This is a genomic window from Pseudomonas sp. BN102 (genome assembly GCF_029871245.1).
GTDB lineage: Bacteria > Pseudomonadota > Gammaproteobacteria > Pseudomonadales > Pseudomonadaceae > Metapseudomonas.
The window spans coordinates 17,879-34,623 of the sequence record NZ_SSON01000079.1 but is presented as its reverse complement, the minus strand read 5'-3'; the positions used below and the strand labels follow the sequence as shown (position 1 = coordinate 34,623).

Sequence of the window (16,745 nt, the reverse complement as noted above, 5' to 3'; positions counted from 1 at the left end):
CGACCGCCCCTATCAGACCGCCACAATTCATCTCTTCGGCCCGGACTCGATTCGCAATCCATCCCTGACACCCTCGCCCCCATGTGATCTCGCTTAGGCGCGGGGATGATCCCAGGAAATAATGACAGATACATCAATATTGAAAAATATCTCATATTTGCATACCTTGACCTTGCCTGACGATGAGACCCCGCGTCTCTCGACCTCAATCACAACAAGGGCTCGGTATGAACAACAAGAATTGCTCCGTACTGCTTCCAGAAACTGTCGATGTATTGGTAGTGGGCTACGGACCTGCAGGGGCGACGCTCGCCGCGCTGTTGGGTCGCTATGGCGTAAACACGCTGGTTGTCGACAAGACCCAGGAGGTCTTGCTGATGCCCCGAGCCATTGCCTTGGACAACGAGGCGCTGCGCATCCTGCAACTTGCCGGATTGGCCGAAGACGCTTTCGAAAAGATCGTGATTCCCGAGGTACGCATGCACTCGCCGGTACTCGGGCAATTCGCACGGGCCAACACGTCGGGGTGCATCGACGGCCATCCCAAGCTGGTGACCTTCTACCAGCCCGACCTCGAGCACGCGATGCGAGATCAAGTCTCCCAGTTCAAGTCAGTGACCAGCCTGGGGGGCTTCGAGCTCGAGACCCTGGCAGAGGAGTCGGATTGCGTCGTCGCCTCCGTACGGGACCAGGAGGGCCATACACACTTCGTTCGCGCCAGATACCTGGTGGGTGCGGATGGTGCGAGCTCCAGGGTCAGAACCCTGATCGGCCAGGATTTCGAAGGAAAGACCTACGCCGAAGACTGGCTGATCGTCGATGCTGCCAATCGACGCCAATCGGCAATTGATCATGTCGAGTTCCTCTGCGATCCAAAGCGCCCCGCTCCGCATATGCCTGCGCCGGGAGGCCGGGAACGCTGGGAGTTCATGCTGCACCCAGGTGAGAAGCGAGAAGAAATGGAAAGCCCGGAAAGCATCGCCAAGCTGATCGCCCCGCGGTTCGATTCGCGCGAGCTACAGATCGAGCGCAAGGCGGTGTACCGATTCCACGCCCGCTGCTGCAACAGCTTCAGCAAAGGACGCATCTTCCTTGTGGGGGATGCTGCTCACATCACTCCTCCCTTTGTCGGACAAGGCCTCGTTGCCGGGCTTCGGGATGTCGCCAACCTTGCCTGGAAACTCGCCTGGGTTCTGCGCGGCCAGGCTTCGGCTTCGGTACTGAGCTCCTATGACGAGGAGCGCCAACCCCATGCAAAGGCGATGATCGACCTGGCCAAGCTCATGGGACGTCTGATAATGCCCCGGAACAAGCTGGCAGCCTTCCTCATACATGGGCTGATGCGCACGTTGGCGTTGACGCCGGCTACTCGAAAGTACTTCGAGGAACTGGATATCAAGCCCAAGAATATCTTCAAGCACGGACTATTCGCGCCCCATAGCCGAGGCGACAAGCTGGTTCGCGGTGGACTGTTTCCTCAGGCCTGGGTCCGCAATGCTCAGCAGCAGGTGCACCGGAGTGACGAGGCGCTCGGGGACCACCTCACGCTGGTAGGATTCGGTGTCGACCCGCTGTCGCTGCTATCCCCAGCCCAGATCACTGCCTGGGTAAAGGTGGGGGGCAGCTTCCTGCACATCGGACCATGCGGCCAGCGCCCTGCCAGCAGCTTCACCCTCATCGAGGATCTCAACCACGCCATCCTGCCGCTGGCGCCCAAGGGCACGCTTGTCGTGGTGCGCCCCGATCGCCAGATCATGCACCATGCCCCCAGCACAGAGGCCGCGAAACTGGTTCAAACCTGCATGGACCTGATGGCCAGCGGCGACTCCACCGCCGACAGCGTTTCCTTTACCATCAGCGAGCCCCTTCGAATGCGAGCCTGACGTATGCCCACCCCCACTCCACCACCAGACCTGGACGAGAACCAGCCTCTCACGCGAGGACACAAGAAGCGTGAGCGCACTCGTCGCGGTCTGGTGGAGGCAGCGCTGCGCCTTATCGCACGCAAGGAGGTAGGCGAAATCGCCCTGCTCGAAGTCGCCGCCGAAGCAGAGGTATCCAACGGCACCATCTACAACTACTTCCGCACGCGCGAAGAAGTGCTGGAGGCGGTGGGGATTACCCTGGCAGCCGAGTTCTCCGACGCTATCTCCGCCCTCAGCGCGAACGTAAAAAGCGGTGCCCAGCGGCTTTCGATAGGCGTACGCATGTTCATCCACCGCGCCGAAGATGACCGCCAGTGGGCCAACGCGCTGCTGCGCATCATCCATTTCGATCAGGCCATTCGCTCCCGACTGGCCACCCATGTCCTTGACGACCTGCGTGAAGGCCTACGCGAGGGTGCTTTCAGGTTCGAGGACGAAGGCATCGCCATGGACATCGTGGTGTCTTGCACAACCGGCGCGATGCGTTCGGTCGTCGAGGGTCGCGCGGTGACGGGGCACGATGTGCAGGTCGCAGAGATGGTCCTCAAGGCTCTAGGCGTTACCCCCGCCCGGTCCAAGAAGATCGCCAGCCTGCCGTTACCCACCATCACCTGACCCAGTCGCGAATCAACTGGGTGGCGTTTTAATGATCCGGGGCGAGTCATACCCTCACAAAGTCCGATTCAGCGGCGCATCCGCGCCCGCGCAATGGTGTACATGGCACCTCCTGCGCCAAGGCACAATGAAAGCCGCACGAGGCGTGCCTATGGGCGATTGACTGCTTTCAACCACCGCTGGCGTTCATGAAGCGCAGCACCTGCAACTCGCCGCCAACGCTGAATTCGTGACCCAACGGCTTGCGCGTCAGGCCGGCGTGGATTGCCTGCAGCAAGGGCGCATCGCTTTGCGGATGGCGGCGCAGCAGGGCGCGCAGGTCGATGGAGTTCTCGTGCCCGAGGCACAACAGCAGGCGCCCTTCCACGGTCAGGCGCAGGCGGTTGCAAGTGCTGCAGAAGTTGTGGCTGTGCGGTGAGATAAAACCGATACGGCTTCCAGGGAAATCCTTGAGGCGTACATAGCGCGCCGGCCCGCCACTCTGCTCGGCACTATCGAGCAAGCTGTAACGCTCGGCGATACGCTCTCGCACCCAGTCACTGGAGCAGTAGCTTTCGCCACGCGAGCGGCCCACCTCGCCCAGCGGCATCTCCTCGATAAAGCTGATGTCCAGACCGCGGTTCACCGCATATTCGACCAGGTCGAGCACCTCGTCGGCATTGCGCCCCTGCATCACCACGGCATTGAGCTTGATCCGGGCAAAGCCGGCGGCGCTCGCCGCGTCGATGCCGGCCAGCACCTGGGCCAAGTCGCCGGTACGGGTAATCGCCCGAAAGCGCTGTGCATCAAGGCTGTCCAGGCTGATGTTGAGGCGTTTGACCCCGGCGTCGGCCAGCGGCTGCGCCAGCTTGATCAGCTGCGAGCCGTTGCTGGTCATCACCAGTTCGCGCAGCCCCGGCAAGGCGGCGATCTGCGCGCACAGCTGGACGATGCCTTTGCGCACCAGCGGCTCACCACCGGTGAGGCGGATCTTCTTCACCCCGTTACGCACAAACAGCGCCGCCAAGCGGTACAACTCCTCCAGGCCGAGTACCTGCTGACGCGGCAGGAAAGTCATATCCTCGGCCATGCAGTAGACACAGCGGAAGTCGCAGCGATCAGTCACCGACATGCGAAGGTAATCGATACTGCGACCGAAGCCATCCTGCAGAACGCTATCCATTACGCGCTCCCCCGATTGCCTCTGCGACCTTTTTTGCCCAGGCCTGTACCTGAAACTGCAGGCCAAGACCGCAATTCGCTGTTGCAGCAACTCACGGATCACCAGCGCCTGGCTGGCGAGAAACACTGCTTCCTGATGGGTAGCCGCCTACACGCTGGACGTCGATCGGGTTCACCGCGGTGACCTCGACCCGCACCACCACCTGGCCATTAGCCGGACGGGGCACAGGCATGGAGGCGACCGAGAACACTGGTGGTTCGGCCGGGCGCAGGCAAAGCAGCCGTTCGGCCACGCTCAAGCCGCCACCACCCGGGTGCGCTGTTGGCCGAGATCCAGTGCGCCGTCGTCGGTACGGATGCTCAGGCTCATGACATCGCTGGGTTGAAGGTAGAGCGGGTTTTTCGTCGCCTTGGCGATGAAGGCCTTCCATTTCCCGGCATCGGACATGAAATGCTTGAGAATGAACATGACCAGTTTGCCGGGTGCCTTTGCGGCGCAACCGGCCGGAGTCCCGGTCGCAACCAGGTCACCGGTGTGCATGCCATGCAGCGACGCCAGTTCGGTCAGCGTCTGATGCGGCTTGAACAGCATTTCGCCGCAGTAGGCTTGCTGCCGGGCGATGCCATTGACCGTCAAGGTCATCTTCAGCTCGCGCCAGCGCTGCCACTCCTGGGGTTCGAGCAGGAGCAGTACCGGGCCGACCGGACCGAAGGTCTGGTAGCTCTTGCCCTTGTAGAACTGGCCCTGAGGCAGTTGGACATCGCGGGCCGAGACGTCGTTGACGATGGTCACGCCGGCCAGGACCTCGTGAAGCTTGTCCGGCGTGACAACCTCACCAGGAACCAGATCGCGCCCGAGGACCAGACCCAGCTCAATCTCGTAGTCCAGCAGTTTCACATGGGAGGGGCGCACTACGTCGTCGTGCGGGCCACTGATGCAAGAGGGCGCTTTGGTAAAGATCGTATTGAACGGGAAGTTCTTCGGATCAAGGCCGGATTCCCGCACATGGCTCTCGTAATTGACGCCCTGGCAGATGAATTGCTGGTTCGAGGTGACCGGCGGCAGGACGCGGACGCTGCCCAGTTCGAGCGTTGCCTGGGCTGGCGTAAGCTGACGGGCGGCCTCGCGCCCGTTCCGGATGAGGTCGGCGGTGGTCGCGTAGCTGCCGTCCAGCGGTGCGACCTTTTCACCGAAGACGACACCCCAGCGGGGATCGGTGTCGGCAGCTGCCTTGGCAGGGATGAAGCGGATAAGGGCGATAGCCATGGATCAAGTCCTTGTGTGTCGAATTCAGAGCCAGGGACGCGCCGGGGTATCGAGCGTCTTGCCGATGATGCGTAGCTTGGCCAGGGTCAGGCGCCCCTGGCGGATAAGCTTCAATGCCCGCCAAACCAGGCCAAGAGACTTGGCCGGGAAGATTTTCTTGGGCGCGTCGTCCCCCCAGGCCCAGATGCTGCCCGTCGAGAACGGCACGTAGCGCGTCTCGTGATCGGCGGTGAATACGTCGCCATCGGTGTAGTGCTCGAAGTCGAAGCCGTCCGCGTCTTTCCAGTAATCGAAGAGCTGGCTGCCGAGCAGGTGCCGGCCGATGCCCCAGAAGTGCTTGTGACCACGGGCATGCATGACTTGCTGCCCCTGTCCCAGGGCGTCGAGGTCAATCACTTCCCAGGCGCTGTGTTCGTAACGCGGCTGCAGAGCGCTCGCCATGACGAAGGTATGGTGATCCGCTGGCTGGTTGCCCAGGTCCAGGCGGAAGAAAGTGACCAGCGGCGAGCCGTCCTCCAGGTACTGCACGTCCGTCGGAATGATGCCGAGGTGGCGCATGTACCACTCGGACATCTCCTCGAAGTTGCTGGTCTGGTAGACAACGTGCCCCAGGCGACCGACCAGCGCCGGCTCGATGGGCGAACGGACCGTGCGGTTCACCCGCTGGATCTCGCCCAGTACGTTCATTTCCCGATGGATCGGCGGCCGGGTCGACAACGCCGGCACCGAACCCCAGTCGGTGATCAACCACAGTTCAGTGCCGTCCGGGTCATTGAGTGTGACGCCGCGCCCGCCGCCAGGAATGCGCTCGGGCGACAGCGGCTTGGCATTGCTTTCGCGTTCCAGCCGCGCGAAATCGGTATCGGCCGGAACCACGAAGACCGAGCCGACGAAGCGCGAGGTCTCAGCTTTGGTGGCAACGAGGATGGCCGGCGCAGTCCCGGCACCGCGCAGTACCAGTTGCTCCGCGGTGCGCGACACCGTCACCAAGCCGAAATCGTTCCAGAAGCGCTCAGCCTCGGCGAGATCCTTCTTTTCGAAACGCAGGAAGGCCAGCTGCGTAGCCTTCTGCCAGGCCTTCGGCCGGGCCAGCTTCTTGACGTGGGCGGGCGCCGCGCTTTCCGGATATTCCGGCGGCACGCTCAGTTCCTGGGTGTGATTCATACTGTTTGCTCCTCAATGCATTCCTGATGGCTGCTCACCAGCCGGATCTCGCCAAGATAGAGGCTTTCGTCGATCTCGCAGTCGCGCTGCGCCTCGCCCAGGCCATGGCGGATTTCAATGCGATAGCCGCCGCTTTTCTTGGCCAGGCCGCCAAAGCGGAAGTCGCCAAAGGCGTCGCTGTGGGTGACCGCGATTGGTTTCCCGTTCTGAAGAAGCGTGATTTCGGCACCGGCGACGCAATCGACCACACCGTCAACGCTGGCGCTGAGGCTGCCGCCGATGAAGCAGGTGTCCCAGCGCTCCAGGCCCCGGTAATAGACTCTGGGTTTGGCTTTCAATTTGGGCAGCAGTACTTGCAAGCCTTCCTGGCGTGCCTTCTGCTGCATCGCCACGTCGTCCAGCTTCACCGCCTCGAACACGTCCGTCGGACACACCTGCTGGCAACGCGGGCCTTTCCAGCCGTCATCGAGCAGATGGGCGTCGAAGATCCAGGTCTGCGGCAGCTGCTGCTCCTCGTTCCAGACGATGGCCCTATAGGGGCAGGAGCGGACAATGTCCTTGCGCCCCTTGGCCTTCACCGGATCAATCACGACGATGCCATCGGCACGCTTGCTGATCGCGTCGCCGCCGACCTTCATGCACGGCGCATCGTCGCAGTGGTTGCACATCACCGGCAGGTAGGTCGTCTCGACCATCGGCGCCGCCCCCTGCACTCGCCGCAGGATGCGGATCGGTGCCTCGTCGGCAAGGGAGGCCGGGGCCGCATAGCCCGGATAGTCGTTGCCAACGTGCTCGTCCCGCTCAGCGAGGACGCAGTTGTAGCAGTTCTCGCAACGCCCCACGTTGATGATCAGATTCCACTTACTCATGGGCGACTCCCTCCACGGCGCGCAGGCGCTTGAACGCGTCGGCGCCTTGCCATTTTTCGATCTGGACCAGGCAAGAGTTCGGACTCATGCTGCTGGTACCCTGGGTTTGCGGCCGGTCTGGCGTGAGGATATTCATGCAGCCGCCGATTTCGACGGTCTCGCCGGCCACTTCCACCAACTGGAACTCCGCGCTGGCCTCGAAGGACTTGACCACCCCTGGCACCACCAGGGCCGACACGTCGGCAGCGCAGATCACCGCCCCGCGGTCGTTGTAAACCTTGACCAGGTCACGATGGGCAATGCCTCGGGCGGCCGCGTCGCCAGGGCTGATGCGCAAGAGCCAGAAATCGTGGCCAAGAAGGCGGGCACGATGATCCGCCACTCGACTGGTCACGCCGTTCTTGCCATCGCTGGAGGTGTGGAAGCTATAGCGCGAATGGGTTGCGATCATCTGCAGCGGGTACTTGCCGACCAGCTCGGTCGTCCCCAGGCCTTCCCAGGAGGGGATGTATCGGTTGAGCGCCGGCCGGTCGGGATTGTCCTTGGTGTGGCGTTTGAGAGTTTCGGGAACGAACTCCAGCTTCCCGCTGGGCGTCTGCAGGCCCTTGCCGAACTCTTCCGCCCACTGCGACGGCAGCGGAAACGGCTCCGGCAGATCCTTCTGACGGCCTTCGGCGAACCAGCGCATGTCCACCGGCGGGCGCAGTTCGGGCCTTTCCGGCGGCACGACGTAATAGCCCTTGCGGCAGAACTCGCGCCAGGAGATGTGATCCGGCAGGTCGGAGGAATCGAACACCCGCTTGACCCAATCGAGCTCGCCGCAGCCTTCGGTGAACACCCCGCCCAAGCCCAGGCGCTCGAGGATGGCGGCGAAGATGTCGTAGTCCGACCGCGACTCGCCGAGCGGTTCGATGCACTTGTGCTGCAGCGCCACCACGCGATGATTGACCAGGGTGTAGCCATGGTGGGCATAACCGCCTGAATTGCACCATTCGCCGATGTCCCAACGCTCGAGCTGGGTGCAGGCCGGCAGGATGATGTCGGCGAACTCAGCCTCGCCCTCCATCCAGATGGACTGGTTGACCACGAACTCAATGCTGTCGTGACGGTAGGCCTCGACCCAGCGGCCGGATTTTGTCACGGTGCTGAACGACGAACCGCCGTAGCGGTAGATCATGTGGATGGGCGAATAGCCCGCCATCGGATAGGTGAAGGGGGCAAACTGCGCCTCCTGCGACATGCCGTCCCACAGATAGCCGGTAGCATGGCCATTGATGATGGCGTCGGGCAATTGCTGCCGCGGCACCAGCTGCTTGACCGGGTTCATGGTCAGGATGTGGGGCATGCGCTGATAGTTATTTACGGCGTTGCCGGTCCACATCAGTTCGCCGGATATCCCCCCATCGGCATAGCCGGGGAAGTAGAAATGATGGTCCACCGGCGAGCCGATCTGCAGGCAACCGAAATTGACGCCCGGCTTTCCCCAGCCCTGCATGGCCATCATCATGATCATGCAACGCGCCCACTGCTGCCCGGTCGCGCCGCGACCGGCGCCGCCGAATCCGGCCCCGGTCATGCCGGTCGCCAGATAGACCTTGCGGTTACCCCACTTGCGGGCCAGCGCGCGCACGTCCTTGGCCGGCACGCCAGTCTCCCCTTCCTGCCACTCGGGGGTCTTGGCTATGCCATCGGTCTCGCCAAGCAGGTAGCGCTTCCATTCGTCGAAGCCGGTGGTGCGGGTCGCGACGTAATCCGCGTCGTACAGGCCTTCGACGGCCCACACGTACATGATGGCCGTGGCCAGGGCGGCATCGGTCTGCGGGCGGATCGGAATCCAGCGCCCGCCGAGGAGCTGCGCGGTGGGGTTATTGTGCGGATCGATATGGACGAACTCGATGCCGAGCTCCTTGGCCCACAGCCGCCGGGTGGTGCCCTCAAAACCTGCATAGGCGCCGTTGGTGCTCTCCGGATCGCAGGACCAGAAGACCATCATCTCGGCTTCCTTCAGACAGTCCTCGACGGCGCCATAGCCGGCCGGCACGCCGACACGCATGGAGTTGCCGAAATGGTGCATGGCGCCCCAGTACCAGCCCTCCCAGCTGTCCGGGTTGGCGGCGACGCGGGTGAAACCGATCAGGTTGGCGAAGCGCATCAGCGAGCTGAGGTAATAGCCGACATTGCCCCACTGGTGGTGGGACGACATCGGGAAAGTGATCGAGCCTGGCCCGTGGACGCGCTTCTGCCGGTTGATTTCCTTGGCGACGATGCTCAGCGCTTCGTCCCAGCTGATGGGCACATAGCCCGACTTGCCGCGGTTCTGCGGGTTGCGCTCGCCGTCCGGGTCGAAATCGACCCGCTTCATCGGGCGCAGAATGCGCTTGTCCGAATAAACCAGGGATTTGAGCGACAGGGCATGCGGCGCTACCAGGGCGCGGCGTTTGGGACGGAAGGTCTTGCCGCGCGCCTGCAACTCCCAGCTCGGCGCATCCTTCTCATCCAACTCCAGCGGTGTGACGCGCTGGATGCGCCCGCCCTTCACATAAATGAACAGCGGGCCGCCGTTGGTGCAGGTGGTGTAGCGCCGGGTGCCGTCGCGCATCGGCAGGCCCATCTCCAGCCCGACCGTCTGGCTGAGGTTGAGCGTCTGGGTGAACCACACCACCAGGGGGTCCGGCCCCTTGGCGACGACCTTGAAGTTCTTGGCTGCGTGGACGATCTCGCCCATGTCCGGATTGGGCGAGAGGAATTTCAGCGCCGTCGGCAGATCCTTGAACAGCATGCTGACATCCGCCTCTGCCGCCTTGCCAACGCGCGAAAACACTTTACCGCCGCGGATTTCCAGGAAGCGGCCGATGCTGCCGTCCTGAAGGCCGATATAGACGGTGCAGTTCTTCTGCTTGAGCCGCGCGTGAAATTGCGGATGTTTGCGGGCGGTGAAGCCAAGTACCTTTGGTAAAGCGAACAATATTGTTTTTAGAAGTATTTTTTTCATTCAGGTTGCCACTGGTGTTGGGGTTTCGAGGCACTACGTCAGGACGACTTCTCGGTGCCAGTGCGTCCTGTTTCAGGGTCGGCTCCCTCCATCCGGCGATTGCCGTCCGCCAGCAGGGCTCACAAGCCGGAGAGGGCCGGCTCCCTGGGTTGATTGCTTGAGAACGCATCAACTCCCGACGGGTTGGAACAGATGGAACCGGGTGTTTCGAGTGCCCACTAGGCTTGGCCAATCCATTGCCTGTAGCGTTTCGCCTGACGACGGGACTTCAGCTGGTTGCCGATCAACGCCATGAGCGGCGAAGTCCTTGGGCTTGCTCGTTTCCCCTGGCTCAATAACCCGAGTTGCTTCTTGACCACCGATGCCACGGCAAGCGATGCCAGCGCCCTGTTCTTCCAGCGGACGACGATGGGCTCCACTTCAGTGTCTTGCCCCTCCTTCCACTGGCTGGGCAGGGTCGGTTCGATAGCCAGCGCAGTGGCGAGCCCAACCACCGACACCGAACCGCCCACCACTCGCTCCGCGACCTCCTTTCGGCGCACGCCGCCGGTGACCATCAACGGCATGTGCGCGACTTCCCCGATTCTTTCCGCGAACTCGAGAAAATAGGCCTCTCGAGCCAAGCGGCTGCCGTCGCGGGTTTGCCCCTGCATGGCTGGGCTTTCGTAGCTGCCACCTGACAGCTCGACCAGGTCGACGGCCTTGGCATTGAGCATTTCCACCACCCGAGCCGCATCCTCGGCATCGAATCCGCCGCGCTGAAAGTCCGCCGAGTTGAGCTTCACAGCGACGCAAAAGGTCGACGCCACTCGCTGACGTATCGTGTCGACGGCTCGCAGGAGGATCTGTGCTCGATTTTCCAGGCTGCCGCCCCAGCGGTCGCTGCGCCAGTTGGTCAAGGGCGATAGGAATTGGCTGAACAGGTAGCCGTGGGCGGCATGAACTTCAACGCCGGTGAATCCGGCACGCTCGGCCAGTGCTGCCGTATGGGCATAGCGCTCGATCAGCTCCTCGATCTCCTGCTCGCCCAAGGCCCTGGGCTGCGCAAAGGCCTTGGACAGCCCGGGGATGTCGACGGCAACTGCGGAAGGTCCCCGCGCCGGCTGTCCAAGGGCGGCCAGAACCTGCCGCCCCGGATGATTGATCTGCATCCAAGCCTGGGCTCCACGACTGCGGCAAGCATCCGCCCACAGCCTGAATCGGCCGAGGTGCCTATCGTCCTCGAGCACCACCCCAGCCGGTCCGGTCAAGGCATGGCGATCGACCATAACGTTGCCGGTGATGATCAGACCAGCCCCGCCTTCCGCCCAACGCCGATAGAGTCTGACCAGCCCTTCTCCCGGTGCATGATCCGCATCGGCCAGGTTTTCCTCCATGGCAGCCTTGGCGATTCGGTTTGGAATCACCGCGCCATTGGGCAATCGCAGCGGTTCGAAGAGCTTTGAGCTGGTCATGTTCTGTCCTTCAGCAGATGAAAAGTCGGCAAGCACGGTGCTCCTTTGGGCTTTTTGCCCCTCTGAGGTACGTCCAGCCTGCAGCCTGGAGGTCAAGATGGTTCGCATCGACCCGCCGGCCGGGTGGCTCAGTCGATGGGTGAGCCAGAAAACGCCAAGAGCTGAACACGCGTGTTCACTCAAGTCAATATGCAGGACCTCATAGACATTCACCAACCCTGCTGATTCGCTCATGGTGCCTCGTCTACCAGGGCTTAGAACATTCTCAACATTGAAAGTCAGGTTCTCTATTCAAAAACCATGTTGACGCAGACAGAACACGCGTGTTCAATCTCACCATGAGCAATCCTGGAGAAAAAAGCGTGGAATCCCTGAATCCGACACAGCGCCGCATTCATCAGGCCGCCTTTCGCCTGTTCGCTGCAAAAGGCACCTCCCAAGTGAACATCCTCGACCTTGCGCAAGAGGCAGGAGTCGCGCGCGGAACGATCTATAGCAACGTCGAGAGCATGGAGAGTGTGTTCGAGACGGTCGCCGGCCACCTCGCAAAGGAGATGCATGAACGTGTCAAGAAGAGCTTCGACACCCTCTCCGACCCGGCTCAACGCCTTGCCAACGGCATTCGATTCTTCATCCGTCGCGCTCACGAGGACTCCCAGTGGGGGGCGTTCATCCATAAGTTCGCCATGAGCAATACGTCGCTGCGCGAAATGTTCGCCAGCCAAGCGACTACAGACCTCCTGAACGGGCTCTCCAGTGGGCGATACACGTTTCAGCAGGAGCAATTGCTCTCAGTCATGACACTGATTTCGAGCAGCGTCCTGGGCTCGATTTTCCTGGTGCTGGAAGGGCACAAGACGTGGCGCGAATCCGGCTCTGACACAGCCGAGCTAGTGCTCCGAGCGTTGGGTGTGCCGCCAGAGGAGGCTCGTGCGTTGGCGACCGAAGAATTGCCGGCACTTCCTGCCCTCGACTGATCTCGTAACCGACTCAACCCAATAACACCCCTGGCATTTCAGGGGTGCGGGATCGGCTTTGCTCCAAAAAACCGGACAACAAGAACAATGAGCAGCAGAACTGAAATGCCCCGGCTGGCGACACTACAACCGGCCCGTCATCCCGTCCCCACGGTCAAGGCTCAACGCCTTGCTCACCTGATCTTCGAGCGTCCTGACCTCGATGAGGTGGCACGCTTCCTGACCGACTTCGGTCTGACGGTCAGCCATCGGGATGCCGATACGCTCTATCTCCGTGCGGCCGAACCTTCACCCTACTGCTACCGCATCCATCGCGCGGCGCAGGCGCGTTTTCTCGGTTTCGGACTGGAGGTGCGCAGCCTGGATGACCTGGACCGCCTGAGCCAGCTCAGCGGAGCCTCTTCCGTCGAAGCGTGCATGCATCCGGGTGGCGGAAAGCAGGTCAGACTGGTTGATCCCTCCGGCTTCCTTGTTGAAGCCATCCACGGACAGGCCGCTTGTGAACCTCTGCCGCATAGAGCCGCCCTTCTGCTGAATCTGGTCGAGCATCCGCGAGTCAACAGCACTCAGCGACCGCCGGTAGCGCCGCCGGAAGTCCTCAAGCTCGGCCATGTCGTTGTGGAAGTCGCTGACTACCAAGCGACCTGTGCCTGGTACACGCAGCATTTGGGGTTCATTCCCAGCGACGTACAGGTGCTCCCGGATGGCTCGCCCATCGTCACGTTCCTGCGCCTGGACCTCGGTGAGACTCCCGCCGATCACCATACCCTCGCCATCGCCCAAGGCTTCATGGCGACCTATAGCCACAGCGCTTACGAGGTCGTGGATGCCGATGCAGTGGGTATGGGACAGCGCGTCCTGCGAGAGCGGGGCTGGCGTCACGCCTGGGGAATCGGCCGCCACATCCTGGGCAGCCAGATCTTCGATTACTGGCAGGACCCCTGGGGCGACAAGCACGAGCATTACTGCGACGGCGACATCTTCACCGCCACAGAGCCCACTGGCATTCATTTCGTCAGCCCCGAGGCCATGGCGCAGTGGGGGCAACGCATGCCCAAGAGTTTCACCAAGCCCACTCTGGGCCTGGCCAGTCTGCGCGCGCTGTACCGCAACCTGCGACGCAGCCCGGACCTGTCGCTGCGCAAGCTGATAACCCTCATGCGGATGTTCGGGTAGAGCTGCCGCCATGTCAGGCAATTCAACCAGGCTAGGCCGGCGGGATGTGCTCAAAGCCGGCGCTTTGATCGCCGGCGGCTCGCTGGTCTACAGCCTTGCCGTCCCAGATTCAGAACAACACCAAAGTCCTCGCGCCACCGAGCGTGGAATAGACGCTGCTCCAGGAGTGCCTTCAATGTCTGCTGTACATGTAGTCCGCTTTGAATATCAGAACGGTATCCACTGGGGCGTGATACGCCAGGGCCGTATCACAGTCGTCCCCGGTACCTTTGAAACCACCGGTGACTTCATTCGCCAGAACAGCATCGACGAGCTCGCTCAAGTGAGAGGCACGGAGTTGGATGAGGGCGAGGTGAAACTCCTGTCGCCGCTGACCCGTAACCAGCAGTTCGTCTGCCAGGGCGCCAACTACCGTCAGCACATGATCGAGTCGGGCATGGACCCTGACGCGAAGAAGTACAACATGATCTTCACCAAGGCGACGAGTTGCCTGGTGGCGGCGGACAGCGACCTGATCAAGCCGCGCAACGTGCGATTCCTGGACTACGAGATCGAACTTGGGCTGGTGATGAAGCGCGCGATCAACAGCGCCGTCGCCGTTACCGACGCCAACCTGCATGAGTTCATCGCCGGTGTCGTCATCGTCAACGACTACTCGGCCCGCGACATCCAGATTCCCCAGATGCAGTTCTACAAGGGCAAGAGCTTCCGCACCTTCGGCCCAGTCGGCCCCTACCTTTGCCTGCTGGATACCAAGGACATGCATTACCTGAAGGACCTGCAATTGCGTCTGACGGTCAATGGCCAGGTGCGTCAGAGCGACAGCACGGCCAACCTGGTCTACGGCCCCGCTGAAACCCTGACCGAACTCTCCTCCGTGCAAGATCTCGCCCCCGGTGACCTGATCGCCACAGGCACTCCGGCGGGTTGTGCCCTGTCGATTCCCTCCCCCGCCAAACAACGTATCGCGGCCCTGCTGCCGGAAGCCACCAAATGGCAAATGTTCCTCAAGGCCCAGGAGAGCCGGCCGCAATACCTCAAGCCTGGCGACGTGGTCGAAGCGCGCATTTGCAGCGCGGATGGCGTGATCGACCTGGGTGTGCAACGTAACCGAGTCGTGGAGGAAGCCTGATGACCGTGCAGTGCCTGAACGACATCAAGGAGCTCGAACTGGTCCCCTTATCGGAGCGTGATCTGGCTTCCAGTACTTATGAAGCACTGAGACGCACCGCCGAGCGCACCCCGGATGCGCCCGCGCTGAGCTTCTTCGCCGATGCCACATACTTCAGGAAAACCCACGACTGGAGCTATTCCGAGCTCTTCGCGGATATCACCCGCGCAGCGAATGCCTTCCATGACCTGGGCATTACGCCCGGCGAAGTGATCGCCTTCATCCTGCCCAACCTGCCGGAGACCCACTTCACCATCTGGGGTGGCGAGGCGGCGGGCATCGTCATGGCGATCAATCCGCTGCTGGAGGCCGGGCAGATCGCCAGCTTGCTGCAGGCCGCCAAGGCATCCGTGGTCGTGACCTTGGCGCCGACGCCGGGTAGCGACCTTTGGCCCAAGCTGGCCTCGCAACTGGATCGACTGCCTGAGGTCCGCCACATCGTCTGGGTCGGCATGGAGCCTTATGTCGGCAAAGCTCAAGGCGAAACCCTCCGCTCCCTGGCAGAGGAGGAACGTGAACTGCACAGGGGTGCCGCGATTCATGAGTTGCGCGCGTTGATGGACGCGCAGCCCGGCACACACCTCAAGAGCGGCCGGCAAATCCGTCCCGAGGAGCGTTCCTCTTTCTTCTGCACCGGCGGCACGACCGGGCTGCCCAAGATCGCCACCCGCACTCATGGTTCTGAGGTGTTCAACGCCTGGGCCATGGCTGCCCACCTGGCACCACGTAACAGCAGCCAGGTCATTTTCTGCGGATTGCCGCTGTTCCACGTCAACGGACAACTGGTAACGGGTCTGATGCCCTGGACCCAGGGCGACCATGTGATCCTCGGCACACCGCAAGGCTACCGCGGCGAGGGTGTGATCGCCCGATTCGGAGAGATGGTGGAGCACTTCGGCATCAACTTCTTCTCCGCCGTTCCCACCGTTTATGCCGCGCTACTGCAGACCGAGTTGTCGGGCCGCGATCTGTCCAGCCTGCGCTATGCATTGTGTGGCGCCGCACCGATGCCAGTTGAGCTCTTCCGAGAGTTCGAGCAGCGGACCGGGGTGAAGATCCTCGAAGGCTACGGCCTTACCGAAGGCGCCTGTGCTTCCTCGGTCAATCCTCCCCATGGCGAGCGCCACGTTGGTTCCATCGGGATACGGATCGCCTACCAGGATATGCGCGCGGTCTTGCTCAATGACGCTGGAGAGTACCTGCGCGACGCCAACGCGGATGAGATCGGCCTGATCACGATCAGCGGTCCGAACCTGTTCGATGGTTATCTGGAGGAGAGCCATAACCAGGGCGTGTGGATCGATATCAACGGTCAGCGCTGGCTGAATACGGGTGATCTGGGTCGCCAGGACGAGCAGGGCTACTTCTGGCTGACCGGGCGCAAGAAGGAACTGATCATCCGCGGCGGCCACAACATCGATCCCAAGCAGATCGAGGAGGCTCTGCAGGCCCATCCAGCGGTCGCAATGGCCGCGGCAGTGGGCAGCCCGGACGCCTACTCGGGTGAGGTTCCTGTGGCCTATGTCCAACTGCACCAGGGGCAGGCTTGCACTGTGGAAGAACTGCAGGAGTTCGCCAATCGCAACATCAGCGAGCGGGCCGCCGTTCCCAAACGCATCGAATTACTCGATGCCCTGCCACTGACTGCCGTGGGCAAGATTTTCAAGCCTGCCTTGCAGCAGCAGGAAGTCGTCAGGGTGGTCCTTCAGGAAGTCGAACACCTGGCGCTGTCGGACGTTGCGGTGGAGGTCGTTCAAGACAGTCGCCGTGGACTGGTCGCCTGCATCCGAGGCTGCGCCAACCAGGAAACCTTGGCCTCTCGTCTGGGGCGGTACAGCTTTCAAGTCGAGTGGCTGCCATCAACCGCATCGACCTCCACGCTCGGTCATTCCCCTAGTCAGTAGCAATACCAAAGTCGACGCAGCGCCTATGCAAACCCGTCAGCTCCTCCTTTAGCACCGGAGTCAGTACCGC

At 62.0% G+C, this 16,745-nt stretch carries 12 protein-coding genes; 6 read left to right on the top strand and 6 right to left on the bottom strand.

Going from position 1 to position 16,745, the window contains the following annotated elements; translation table 11 throughout:
* The first annotated feature begins 227 nt into the window (after nucleotides 1–227).
* Entirely contained in the window at nucleotides 228–1,883 is a 1,656-nt protein-coding gene (locus E8F12_RS27645; protein ID WP_280328412.1) for a bifunctional 3-(3-hydroxy-phenyl)propionate/3-hydroxycinnamic acid hydroxylase, read from the top strand.
* A gap of 3 nt (nucleotides 1,884–1,886) precedes the next feature.
* The gene (locus E8F12_RS27640; RefSeq protein ID WP_280328411.1) at nucleotides 1,887–2,540 is read left to right on the top strand and encodes a TetR/AcrR family transcriptional regulator; all 654 of its coding nucleotides are present in this window, start codon (nucleotides 1,887–1,889) and stop codon (nucleotides 2,538–2,540) included.
* Nucleotides 2,541–2,709: 169 nt separating this feature from the next.
* Here E8F12_RS27640 and moaA read toward each other — a convergent pair whose 3' ends face one another.
* From moaA to E8F12_RS27610, 6 genes are all read right to left on the bottom strand, one after another.
* Nucleotides 2,710–3,702: a GTP 3',8-cyclase MoaA gene (moaA, locus tag E8F12_RS27635; protein ID WP_280328410.1), complete on the bottom strand. Its 993-nt coding sequence runs from the start codon at nucleotides 3,700–3,702 to the stop codon at nucleotides 2,710–2,712.
* Nucleotides 3,703–3,996: 294 nt separating this feature from the next.
* A complete protein-coding gene (locus tag E8F12_RS27630) occupies nucleotides 3,997–4,968 on the bottom strand; it encodes a fumarylacetoacetate hydrolase family protein (protein ID WP_280328409.1) in 972 nt (323 codons plus the stop codon).
* 24 nt (nucleotides 4,969–4,992) lie between these two features.
* The gene (locus E8F12_RS27625) at nucleotides 4,993–6,132 is read right to left on the bottom strand and encodes a VOC family protein (protein ID WP_280328408.1); all 1,140 of its coding nucleotides are present in this window, start codon (nucleotides 6,130–6,132) and stop codon (nucleotides 4,993–4,995) included.
* Nucleotides 6,129–7,001, bottom strand: a complete 873-nt coding sequence (locus E8F12_RS27620) for a 4Fe-4S dicluster domain-containing protein (RefSeq protein WP_280328407.1) — start codon at nucleotides 6,999–7,001, stop codon at nucleotides 6,129–6,131. Before E8F12_RS27620 ends, E8F12_RS27625 begins: the two co-directional genes overlap by 4 nt.
* On the bottom strand, nucleotides 6,994–9,966 hold the full coding sequence (locus E8F12_RS27615; protein ID WP_280328406.1) for a molybdopterin-dependent oxidoreductase: 2,973 nt from the start codon (nucleotides 9,964–9,966) through the stop codon (nucleotides 6,994–6,996). The genes E8F12_RS27620 and E8F12_RS27615 overlap by 8 nt, the downstream gene beginning before the upstream one ends.
* 245 nt (nucleotides 9,967–10,211) lie before the next feature.
* Nucleotides 10,212–11,447, bottom strand: coding sequence for an NADH:flavin oxidoreductase/NADH oxidase family protein (locus tag E8F12_RS27610; RefSeq protein ID WP_280328421.1), 1,236 nt, complete (start codon nucleotides 11,445–11,447; stop codon nucleotides 10,212–10,214).
* 362 nt (nucleotides 11,448–11,809) lie between these two features.
* Between E8F12_RS27610 and E8F12_RS27605 the strand changes: the two genes are divergently transcribed.
* The 4 genes from E8F12_RS27605 (at nucleotide 11,810) to E8F12_RS27590 (ending at nucleotide 16,675) form a co-directional block, all read left to right on the top strand.
* Nucleotides 11,810–12,424, top strand: a complete 615-nt coding sequence (locus E8F12_RS27605; RefSeq protein WP_280328420.1) for a TetR/AcrR family transcriptional regulator — start codon at nucleotides 11,810–11,812, stop codon at nucleotides 12,422–12,424.
* A gap of 87 nt (nucleotides 12,425–12,511) precedes the next feature.
* On the top strand, nucleotides 12,512–13,600 hold the full coding sequence (locus E8F12_RS27600) for a VOC family protein (protein WP_280328405.1): 1,089 nt from the start codon (nucleotides 12,512–12,514) through the stop codon (nucleotides 13,598–13,600).
* A 175-nt stretch (nucleotides 13,601–13,775) separates the two neighbouring features.
* Nucleotides 13,776–14,732 (top strand): fumarylacetoacetate hydrolase family protein, encoded by a 957-nt coding sequence (locus E8F12_RS27595; RefSeq protein WP_280328404.1) that lies wholly within the window; start codon nucleotides 13,776–13,778, stop codon nucleotides 14,730–14,732.
* Nucleotides 14,732–16,675, top strand: coding sequence for an acyl-CoA synthetase (locus tag E8F12_RS27590; protein ID WP_280328403.1), 1,944 nt, complete (start codon nucleotides 14,732–14,734; stop codon nucleotides 16,673–16,675). The genes E8F12_RS27595 and E8F12_RS27590 overlap by 1 nt, the downstream gene beginning before the upstream one ends.
* Nucleotides 16,676–16,745: the final 70 nt, after the last annotated feature.

Excerpts from the sequence above, each read along its gene's own strand:
- E8F12_RS27610 (WP_280328421.1), bottom strand. The coding sequence starts at position 11,447 with ATGACCAGCTCAAAGCTCTTCGAACCGCTGCGATTGCCCAATGGCGCG.
- E8F12_RS27600 (WP_280328405.1), top strand. The coding sequence starts at position 12,512 with ATGAGCAGCAGAACTGAAATGCCCCGGCTGGCGACACTACAACCGGCC.
- E8F12_RS27625 (WP_280328408.1), bottom strand. The coding sequence starts at position 6,132 with ATGAATCACACCCAGGAACTGAGCGTGCCGCCGGAATATCCGGAAAGC.
- E8F12_RS27630 (WP_280328409.1), bottom strand. The coding sequence starts at position 4,968 with ATGGCTATCGCCCTTATCCGCTTCATCCCTGCCAAGGCAGCTGCCGAC.
- E8F12_RS27595 (WP_280328404.1), top strand. The coding sequence starts at position 13,776 with ATGTCTGCTGTACATGTAGTCCGCTTTGAATATCAGAACGGTATCCAC.
- E8F12_RS27640 (WP_280328411.1), top strand. The coding sequence starts at position 1,887 with ATGCCCACCCCCACTCCACCACCAGACCTGGACGAGAACCAGCCTCTC.
- moaA (WP_280328410.1), bottom strand. The coding sequence starts at position 3,702 with ATGGATAGCGTTCTGCAGGATGGCTTCGGTCGCAGTATCGATTACCTT.
- E8F12_RS27620 (WP_280328407.1), bottom strand. The coding sequence starts at position 7,001 with ATGAGTAAGTGGAATCTGATCATCAACGTGGGGCGTTGCGAGAACTGC.
- E8F12_RS27645 (WP_280328412.1), top strand. The coding sequence starts at position 228 with ATGAACAACAAGAATTGCTCCGTACTGCTTCCAGAAACTGTCGATGTA.
- E8F12_RS27590 (WP_280328403.1), top strand. The coding sequence starts at position 14,732 with ATGACCGTGCAGTGCCTGAACGACATCAAGGAGCTCGAACTGGTCCCC.